The 9,410-nt window shown below is 68.1% G+C and carries 8 protein-coding genes; 4 read left to right on the forward strand and 4 right to left on the reverse strand.

What is annotated here, in order from left to right:
- Positions 1 to 97: 97 nt before the first annotated feature.
- The 3 genes from OV207_RS07585 to OV207_RS07595 all read right to left on the reverse strand — a co-directional run bounded on the left by OV207_RS07585 (position 98) and on the right by OV207_RS07595 (position 2,406).
- Complete coding sequence (locus OV207_RS07585; protein ID WP_193348052.1) at positions 98 to 481, reverse strand: HesB/IscA family protein; 384 nt, start codon at positions 479 to 481, stop codon at positions 98 to 100.
- A gap of 50 nt (positions 482 to 531) precedes the next feature.
- The gene (gene iscU, locus OV207_RS07590) at positions 532 to 924 is read right to left on the reverse strand and encodes a Fe-S cluster assembly scaffold IscU (RefSeq protein WP_120538869.1); all 393 of its coding nucleotides are present in this window, start codon (positions 922 to 924) and stop codon (positions 532 to 534) included.
- Between the two features lie 120 nt (positions 925 to 1,044).
- Complete coding sequence (locus OV207_RS07595) at positions 1,045 to 2,406, reverse strand: IscS subfamily cysteine desulfurase (RefSeq protein ID WP_267554406.1); 1,362 nt, start codon at positions 2,404 to 2,406, stop codon at positions 1,045 to 1,047.
- 391 nt (positions 2,407 to 2,797) lie between these two features.
- On the opposite strand from OV207_RS07595, the gene OV207_RS07600 reads away from it, so the two are divergent.
- The 4 genes from OV207_RS07600 to OV207_RS07615 all read left to right on the forward strand — a co-directional run bounded on the left by OV207_RS07600 (position 2,798) and on the right by OV207_RS07615 (position 7,598).
- On the forward strand, positions 2,798 to 4,411 hold the full coding sequence (locus tag OV207_RS07600) for an SPFH domain-containing protein (RefSeq protein WP_267553831.1): 1,614 nt from the start codon (positions 2,798 to 2,800) through the stop codon (positions 4,409 to 4,411).
- 69 nt (positions 4,412 to 4,480) lie between these two features.
- Positions 4,481 to 5,914 (forward strand): protein-disulfide reductase DsbD family protein, encoded by a 1,434-nt coding sequence (locus OV207_RS07605; RefSeq protein ID WP_267553833.1) that lies wholly within the window; start codon positions 4,481 to 4,483, stop codon positions 5,912 to 5,914.
- 21 nt (positions 5,915 to 5,935) lie between these two features.
- Positions 5,936 to 7,051, forward strand: coding sequence for an AAA family ATPase (locus OV207_RS07610; protein WP_267553835.1), 1,116 nt, complete (start codon positions 5,936 to 5,938; stop codon positions 7,049 to 7,051).
- Positions 7,044 to 7,598, forward strand: coding sequence for a hypothetical protein (locus OV207_RS07615; RefSeq protein WP_267553836.1), 555 nt, complete (start codon positions 7,044 to 7,046; stop codon positions 7,596 to 7,598). The genes OV207_RS07610 and OV207_RS07615 overlap by 8 nt, the downstream gene beginning before the upstream one ends.
- A 58-nt stretch (positions 7,599 to 7,656) precedes the next feature.
- Here OV207_RS07615 and OV207_RS07620 read toward each other — a convergent pair whose 3' ends face one another.
- On the reverse strand, positions 7,657 to 9,399 hold the full coding sequence (locus tag OV207_RS07620; RefSeq protein ID WP_267553837.1) for a fatty acyl-AMP ligase: 1,743 nt from the start codon (positions 9,397 to 9,399) through the stop codon (positions 7,657 to 7,659).
- Between the last annotated feature and the right edge of the window lie 11 nt (positions 9,400 to 9,410).

Genomic DNA, 9,410 nt, shown 5'->3' on the forward strand with positions numbered 1-9,410 from the left:
GTCCTCATGCGGGGGCGAAACGAAAAAGGGGCCCGGCACCGGGCCGGACCCCTGGGACCCGCTCCCTGACCGACGGGGCGGGTGGGTGGACCGCGCGTCAGATGGAGAAGCTCTCTCCACAGCCGCAGGCGGCCTTCACGTTCGGGTTGTTCAACTTGAAGCCGGAGGCCATGAGCGTCTGCTCGAACACCAGCTCCGTGCCGATGAGGTACAGGTAGCTCTTCGGGTCCACGAAGACGCGCACGCCGTCCTTCTCGAACACCTTGTCGCGCTCGCGGGACTTCTCCGACCACTCCATGGAGTACTGGAGGCCGGAGCACCCGCCGCCCTTCACGGCGATTCTCAGCCCCGCCTCCGGCGTCTGGCGCTCCGCCAGCAGCACCTTGAGGCGCTCCACCGCGCTGTCCGCCAGGCCAATGCCCTTGGGCGCCGGCTTGGGGGGCGTCTGAGGGGCCTGGGTCGTCTGGGCCTGCTCGTTCATGGGGTCGTCCTCGCTTCCTGGAAGGTGCCGCGTGCGACGAAGGCCGCCAACTACGACTGCCGCGCCGCGCGCTTCTTCTTGAAGTCCTCGATGGCGGCCTTGATGGCGTCCTCGGCCAGCACCGAGCAGTGGATCTTCACCGGAGGCAGCGCCAGCTCCCGCGCCACGTCCTTGTTGGAGATGGTCATCGCCTGGTCCACCGTCTTGCCCTTCACCCACTCGGTGACGAGCGAGCTGGACGCGATGGCGGAGCCGCAGCCGAAGGTCTTGAAGCGCGCGTCCTCGATGACGCCCGAGTCGCTGATCTTCAACTGGAGGCGCATCACGTCGCCGCAGGCGGGGGCGCCCACGAGGCCGGTGCCCACGTTCGGGTCGTTCTTGTCGAGCGTCCCCACGTTGCGGGGGTTCTCGTAGTGCTCGATGACCTTCTCGCTGTAAGCCATGCGTCTAACGCTCCTTCACACAACGCTTGAACTGATGCGCCTGGGGGGCAACCGATTCGCTACCGGGCAGGCGGGGGCTCCCGTGCCCGGTGGGACTGCGTGTCGCTGGAAGGAGCGCGCCTAGTGCGCCGTCCACTCGATGCTCTTCAGGTCGATGCCTTCCTTGGCCATCTCGTACAGGGGGCTCATGTCTCGCAACTTGCGGACTTTGTCCACCACGAGGCGGATGACGAAGTCCACCTCCTCCTCCGTGTTGAAGCGGCCCAGGCCGAAGCGGATGGAGCTGTGGGCCATGTCCTCCTCCACCCCCAGGGCGCGCAGGACGTAGGAGGGCTCCAGGGAGGCGGAGGTGCACGCGGACCCGGACGACACCGCCACGTCCTTGATGGACATCATCAGGGCCTCTCCCTCCACGTAGGAGAAGGAGATGTTGAGGCTGCCCGGCATGCGGTGCTCCAGGCTGCCATTCACCACCACCATGTCCAGCTGCTCCATGATGCCGGTGCGCAGCCGCTCGCGCAGGCGGAACAGGCGGGCGGCCTCCTCGGGCAGGTCCTGCTTCGCCACCTCCGCCGCCATCCCGAAGCCGACGATGGAGGCCACGTTGAGCGTGCCGCTGCGCATGCCGCGCTCGTGCCCGCCGCCGTCCACCATGGGGGCGATGCGCACACGCGGCTTGCGGCGCACGTACAGCGCACCCACGCCCTTGGGGCCGTACATCTTGTGGGCGCTGATGGACGCCAGGTCCACGTTCATCGCCTCCACGTCGAAGGGCACCTTGCCCACGCCCTGCACCGCGTCGCAGTGGAAGAGCACGCCCTTCTCACGGCACAGCTTCCCGATCTCCGCCACCGGCTGCACGACGCCGATCTCGTTGTTGGCGAACATGATGGAGATGAGCACCGTCTTGGGCGTGATGGCCGCGGCCAGCTTCTCCAGGCTCACGCGGCCGTCCGGCTCCACGTCCAGGTAGGTGACGCGCGCGCCGCCGGTGGGCAGCTCCGCCCACTTCTTGTACGTCGCGTCCGACTCCAGGTCGAACTTCACGGCCAGCTCCGCCACGTCCTCCGGCTGCACGTCGCGCTCCGCCAGCTGGCCCAGCCGCAGCAGCTTCAGCTCGTCCAGCCGCTCCTGGCGCACGCGCTCCAGGCGCTTGCAGGTGTCCAGGATGGCCTTGTGCTCGGTCTTCAGGGTGATGATGTGGTCGCCCTTGGACTTGTAGAACTCGATGACGCCCTTGATGGCCAGGTTGTCGGACTCGGTGGCGCCGGAGGTGAAGACGATCTCCTTCTCCGACGCGCCGATGAGCTCCGCCACCTGCCGGCGGGCCTTCTCCACCGCGGCCTCGGCCTTCCAGCCGAAGGCGTGGTTGCGGCTGGCCGCGTTGCCGAAGTCTTCACGGAGGTAGGGCAACATCGCTTCCAGCACCCGCGGGTCGAGCGGGGTGGTGGCGTGGTTGTCCATGTAGATGGGCAGGTTCAGCATGGCTTCCTCGGAAGAAATGACGCGGGAGGGTGGGACTTCCCTCCGCTCCCCGGCGACGCGGTGGGTCCGCGCGCAGCGGCAGGGTCTACATGTGCCCACACGAATGTGGACCGGACTGGTCAATTATAAAATCGACCCCCCTCGGGTCAAGGGAACATAAGGCGAGGTCCCCCCTTCGCTGACGCGCCGGGCCGGATGCCGGGCTGGTTTTTGGGCCTGGAGGTGGGCCGTGGCGGTGCAACGCCTGGCCGGAATGGATCACTCCGGGTGAGCCGTCCTGGCACGTTCCGCCCCGAAATGGTGCGCTGTCAGGTCGCAAGTGCCCGTTTCAAGGCATCGCGGGGGCTGGCCGGGCGCCTGCACTGGGGGACACGCGGAGGGTGCACCCATGAGCGCCAACGCGAAGTCGCAGGCCCGGAGCAGCGGTTCGGAGGTCGGTGGGGAGGCGGCGGGGCGGCCGGCCCTGGTCCGTCTGGAGGGGGGCCAGGACCGCAGCCGCTACACGGATGGGTGGCGGGCGGGGAAGCCCGCGGAGGATCCGGACAAGGTGAAGGGGTGGGGCCTCATCACCGCGCGGCCCAGCGAGTTCCTCATCCACATGCGCCGGGGCCGCGTGCGCGAGGTGAGCGGGCAGGGCGCCAGCTGCTTCAAGCTGCCGGGGGACTCGGTGGCCATCGTGCCCACCAGCATCCAGCGGCTGCAGTTCACCGCGGATCAGGTGACGAGCGAGAAGGTGGGCGTCGCGGTGACGGGGCTCGCGGTGTACCGCATCGCGGAGCCGCTGGTGGCCTTCCGGATGCTCAACTTCAGCTACCCGGAGCGGGCGCAGGAGAAGCTGGCGGAGCTGCTGCGGGAGATGTTCGTGGGCGCGGCGCGAAGGCTCGTCGCGAACCTCACCGTGGAGGAGTGCCTCACGCGGCGCAAGGAGGGCATCGCGGAGGAGCTGATGCGGGAGATCGCCCCCGTGCTCTCCGGGCAGGGCCGGCTGGAGGACCGCACCGACGCGGGCTGGGGCGTGCTCCTGGACACGATTGAAATCCAGGACGTGCGCGTGCTGTCCGCGTCCGTCTTCGAGCACATGCAGGCCCGCTTCCGCCGGGAGCAGGAGCGGCAGGCGCGGGAGGCGGAGCTCGCGAAGGAGCGCTTCGTGCGGCGCGAGGAGACGGAGGGCGAGCGCGTGCTCAACCTCCAGAAGCTCGCCGCGCGGGAGGAGGTGCGCCAGCGCACGCAGGCCACCGAGGAGCAGGCGCGGCTGGAGCAGCTGGCGGTGGAGGCGCGCGTCGCCGGCACGCGGCTCGCGCAGGAGCGGCAGGCGCAGCAGGAGCAGACGGCGGTGGAGCGCGAGGTGGCGCTCGCGAAGCTGGCCGCGCAGGAAGAGGTGCGCACCCAGACGCAGGCCGCGGAGGAGCAGGCCCGGCTGGAGGCGCTGGCCGCCGAGGCCCGCCTCACGGAGGCGCAGCTCCACGGTGAGCGGCAGCTCGCGTTCAACCGCGCGCAGGGCGAGCTGGAACAGCTGCGGCTGGCCCAGGAGGCGGAGGTGGCCAAGGCCCAGGTGGAGCTGGAGCGCCTGCGCCGGCAGCAGGAGGCGGAGGCCGCGCGCCATGAAATCCAGCTGGCGGAGGCGCGGCAGGAGGCCGAGCAACTGGCCGCCCGGCTCCAGGTGCTGCTGGCGAAGCAGTCCATCGCGGAGGCGGAGGCCGGCATCACGGAGCTGGAGCTGCGGCGCACCCGGGCGCAGCAGGGCCTGGAGCTGGAGCGCATGAAGACGCTGCGCGAGATTGAGAACACGGTGAGCCCGGAGGTCATCCAGATGACGCTGGCGCGGCAGCTCCCCCAGGTGGCGGCGGCCTTCCAGCAGAAGATGGGCGAGGTGCACGTGACGGCGGTGGATGGGGCGAACCCCTTTGGCTACATCGCCGCCGCGGTGGAGGGCGTGATGGGGCTGGCGCGCTCGGCGGGGCTGAAGGTGCCAGCGCCGACGCACGCGATGCCGGTGGAGTAGCCGCCCCGCCGGGCTCCGCATATAGAAGGGAGCCTCCCGGGTCCGGGACGAGCGGGGAGCCAGGCACGCATGAATGGAATGAAGCTGACAGGGGTGGTGGTCGCCCTCGTGGCGGGCCTCGCGGTGGCGGTGGTGCCGTGGGTGCTGCCCACGGGCCCCAGCGCCGGGCTGGACGCGGCCCGGTTCCTGGAGTCCGGCAGCCTCCTCTGGGGCGCCGGGGTGGTGTTCGCGGGCGGGCTGCTCACCGCGATGACGCCGTGCGTGTACCCGCTCATTCCCATCACGGTGTCGGTGTTCGGCGCGAGGAAGGCGGAGGGGCGCGGCCGTTCGCTGGCGCTGACGTCGGCGTACATCGTGGGCATGGGCGTGGTGTTCAGCGCGCTGGGCATCCTGGCGGCGAAGACGGGCCAGGCCTTCGGCTCCATGCTGGGCAGTCCGGTGGTGGTGACGGTGCTGGCGCTGTTCCTGCTGCTGCTGGCGTCGTCCATGTTCGGCGCGTTCGAACTGGCGCTGCCGTCGTCGCTCCAGACGAAGCTGACGAACGTGGGCGGCGCGGGCCTCGCGGGCGCGTTCCTGATGGGCAGCGTGTCCGGGTTCCTGGCGGCGCCCTGCACGGGGCCGGTGCTGACGGGCCTGCTGGCGTTCGTGGCGAAGACGGCGAACACGACGCTGGGCGCGACGCTGCTGTTCATCTACGCGCTGGGCATCGGCGTGCCGTTCTTCCTCATCGGCGTGTTCACGGTGCGGCTGCCGCGCGGTGGCGTGTGGATGGAGTGGGTGAAGAGCGTGCTGGGCATCATGCTGGTGGCGCTCGCGTTCTCGTACCTGAAGGACGCCTTCCCCTGGGCGCGCGACACGGTGAAGACGCTGGGCGACCAGGTGGGGCAGGTGCCCGGAGCGCTCATCGCCGCGGTGCTGACGGCCCTGGGCGTGCTGGCGGGCGCGGTGCACCGCTCGTTCAAGGAGGGCACGCGCGACTTCGGCTTCAAGGCGCTGGGCGTGGTGCTGGTGGTGGGCGCGCTGGTGGTGCGCGGTGGCGCGCTGGACGCACGGCCCACGGGCGCGCTGTGGGTGCGCCTGGGACTGGCGCAGCCCCCCACGGCGCCGGCCTGGCAGTGGCACCACGTGATGCCGCCGAAGACGGCCACGTTCGACGCGAAGCAGTTCGAACAGGTGCTCGCGAGCGCGAAGGCGGAGGGGCGGCCGGTGCTCATCGACTTCTTCGCGGACTGGTGCGCGGCCTGCAAGGAGCTGGACCGGGAGACGTACCCGTCGAACCCGGTCATCACCCAGGCGGAGTCCGGGCGCTTCCTCAACATCAAGATCGACGCGACCCACAGCGAGGAGCACCTGGACGCGCTGATGGAGCGGCTGGGCGTGGAGGGCCTGCCCACCGTGGCCTTCGTGCACCCGGACGGCACGGTGCTGACGAAGCCGCGCGTGACGGGCTTCCTGGCACCGGAGCCCTTCGCCGCGGAGATGCGCAAGGTCGTCGTGCAGTAGGGGTGTGTTAGGGAGGGACAAATGCTCGAACGGATCTACGTCGACAACTTCCGGTGCTTCGTCAACTTCGAGTGGAAGCCAACGCGTCTCGCACTGCTGCTGGGAGAGAACGGTTCGGGCAAGACTTCGATCCTTGAGGTGCTTGAGCGGATCCGCTCGCTGATATCGAACGACGCGGAGATTCGCCGGGGGTTCCCCAGCAGTTCCAGGACACGCTGGGACACGCGGTTGGAGCAGCGGGTAGAATTGGATGTCCGGCTGGGCAGTGAGCTCTTCTCGTACGGGCTCACCGTCAAACACTCCGAAGAAGACCCTTCAAAGAGCGAGATCGCACAGGAGTCACTCTTTTGCGACGGTGCGCCGCTCTTGGAGTTCGTCCACGGTCAGCTCATGCTCCGTACCGAAACCTCCCTTATTTCTTCTACCGTCAAAATCAGCACGCGCACCAACAGGTCCGCGCTAGGCGCTGTGGGTGGGGGCGCTGCCACCAGGAAGCTCACCGCATTCAAGAAATGGTTGGACGAAGAGGTCTGGTACTTCCGTCCCAATCCTCGGAGCATGTCAGGGCGCACGGATGAGCAGAATGAGTCGCTCGACGTCGACCTCCTCAATTTCGCATCCTGGTATCCGTCGCTGATCGCGCAGGATCTAGATGCTGCGATCCAGACGCAGTCGACCCTGCGGGAAATTCTCCTGGGATTCGATTCTCTCTCGGTCGACAAGTCGCGGCCCCAACTGCAGGTTCGTTTCTCCGCGGGCAAGGGCGTTCCCTATGCCGTGGACTTCGGAGAACTCTCTGACGGGCAACGGGCCCTCATCGCGCTTCATGTGCTCCGCCATGCAGTGCTCAAGCCGGGCCGTCTGGTCATCTTCGATGAGCCCGACAACTACGTGGCATTGAAGGAGATCCAGCCCTGGCTCTTGGAGGTCAGTGAGCTGGCGCTGGACAAGCGTGGTCCCCAGGTCTGGTTCGTCAGTCATCATCCCGAGGTCCTGAACCAGCTCGCGCCATCCCACGGAGTGCGGTTCTTCCGACAGGAGAGCGGGCCTGTCCGGAGTGAACGCTTCAAGGGGATCAACGAACTCACGGCTGCTGATGTCGTTGCCCGTGGATTGGAGAGCATCGCCAGTGAGTAGCGGTTCCCGGTATGTCATTCTTTGCGAAGACCTCCAGTCGAGCGTCTTCCTCTCCCGAGCGCTGAAGCGGTTGGGCGTCGGGCGGCACCAGATCCGGGTTGAAGCCCTGCCGTCCTCGAATGAGGGCGGTGCCGGGGAGCAATATGTGCGTAAGCACACTCCTACGCAGGTCAAGAAGCATCGGACCCTTACGGCACGGTTTCTCACCTCGCTCATCATCCATCTGGATGCGGACCCTGCGAACTCCGTTCAGGACCGCCGCCAGCAACTGGATGACGGTCTTCGTGCCCAGGCCCAAGAGCCGATTGGCTTGGATGAGCGCATTGCCCGTCTCATTCCCAAGCGGAACATCGAGACCTGGATCCACTTCTATCTGGATGGGCCTCCTGTCGACGAAGTCCAGGCGTACCCGAGGTACAGCGGCAACGAGAGTGCGTGCTGGCCCGCAGCAGAGATGTTCGCGGACGATGCCGCACGAAACACCCCTGTTCCCCAAGCACCGCCTTCTTTGAGCGAGGGGCTGGCCGAGTTCCGCAAGGTCCTCTGACGGAACCCACCGCGAGCGTGGAAGAGGGGAGTGCCCCTTCCGCGCCCTGTGGGAACCGTCAGCCCTGCCAGCGCTGGAGTGAGTCTTCCAGGTACTTCACGCGGCACGCCCGGCGCTGGACCTTGCCGCTGGAGGTCTTGAGGATCTCATCCGACTGCAGCAGCACGAAGTCGTGCAGCTCCACGGAGTGCGCGGCGGCTACGGCTTGCTGCAACTTGCGGGTGACCTCCTTCAGCTCCAGTGCGCCCTCGCCCCCTGCGGGCGGGGCGTAGCGGCGGTCCACCTCCATCAACACCACCAGCTTCTCCTCGTTGTCGCGCTCGACGGAGAACGCCGCGCAGCTTCCCACGCGGAAGGCCGGGTGCTGGGACTCGACCGTCTGTTCGATGTCGTGGGGATAGTGGTTGCGCCCGTCGATGATGATCATGTCCTTGAGGCGCCCGGTGACGAACAGCTCCCCGTCCAGCAGGAAGCCCAGGTCCCCCGTGCGCAGGAAGGGGCCTTCGTCGCTGCCCGCGATGCGGGCTCCGAAAGTCTGTGAGTCCGTCTCCGCGCGGCCCCAGTAGCCCTGGGTGATGTGGGGACCCGCGACCCAGATTTCGCCCACCTCGCCGTCCGCTCGGGCCTTGAACGTCTCCGGCTCCACGATGCGGATGAGCGAGTCTCCCCAGCTCCTTCCGCTGCTGACCACCGGCCGTGCGTTCGCCGTGCCGGGCTCGACCGTGACGACGCGGTGCTTCTCCAGCGCGCTGGAGTCCACGGTGCGCGTGCTGAACCCCGTGTCGGGGGGCACGCCCGTGACGAAGAGCGTGGCTTCCGCCAGTCCGTAGCAGGGATAGAGGGCCTGCCGCTGGAAGCCCACCGGGGCGAAGGTCTCCGCGAAGCGGTGCAGCGTGTCCGCGCGCACGGGCTCCGCGCCGTTGAAGGCGATCCGCCAGGAGCTGAGGTCCAAGCCCTCCTGCTGTTCGGGCTTCACCTTCCGCACGCAGAGCGCGTAGGCGAAGTTGGGGGCTCCGCTGAGCGCGGCGCGGTAATGGCTGATGGCGCGCAGCCAGCGCGCCGGCTTCTGGAGAAAGGACCACGGCGACATCAGCACCGCGCGCGAGCCGTTGTAGAGCGCCTGCATCACGGTCCCGATGAGCCCCATGTCGTGGTAGAGCGGCAGCCAGCTGACGACGGTGGACTGCTCATCCAGGCCCATGCCGCGCTGGATCATCGCCTGGTTCGACATCAGGTTGCGGTGCAGCACCCTGACGCCCTTGGGCGTCGACGTGGAGCCGGACGTGTACTGGAGGAAGGCCAGGCTGTCCCCCTTTACGGTGGGGGCCTTCCACGTCTCCTCGATGCCCCCTGGCAGCGCGTCCGTGGCGATCCACTGGATGTCCCCGAGCTGCGGGTACTCACCCTGGAGGGCCCGCACGGTCTCCAGGATGGCGGCGGTGGTGAGCGCGAAGCGCGGCCTGGCATCCTGCAGGATGGAGAGGATGCGCGAGATGGACTGGAAGTACTGCGGCGGATAGGCCGGCACGGCGATGACGTTCGCGTAGAGGCAGCCGTAGAACGCGCCCAGGTACTCCAGCCCCGGGGGATAGAGCAGCAGCGCCCGTTCGCCCTGGGCCTTGTACTCCTGGAGCTGCGCCGCGACGGCGCGCGCCTGACGGTCCAGTTCGGCGTAGGTCCAGTTCTGTTCGGCGCCATCTCCATCCGGCAGGAAGGTATAGGCGTAGGACTCCGGGTGGCGCTGGGTGCGCCAGCGCAGCAGGTCGGTCAGGGTCTCAACGGGGGCATTGGCTGGCAGCATGGTGGCGGGCT

This window comes from Corallococcus sp. BB11-1, assembly GCF_026626625.1.
GTDB lineage: Bacteria > Myxococcota > Myxococcia > Myxococcales > Myxococcaceae > Corallococcus > Corallococcus soli.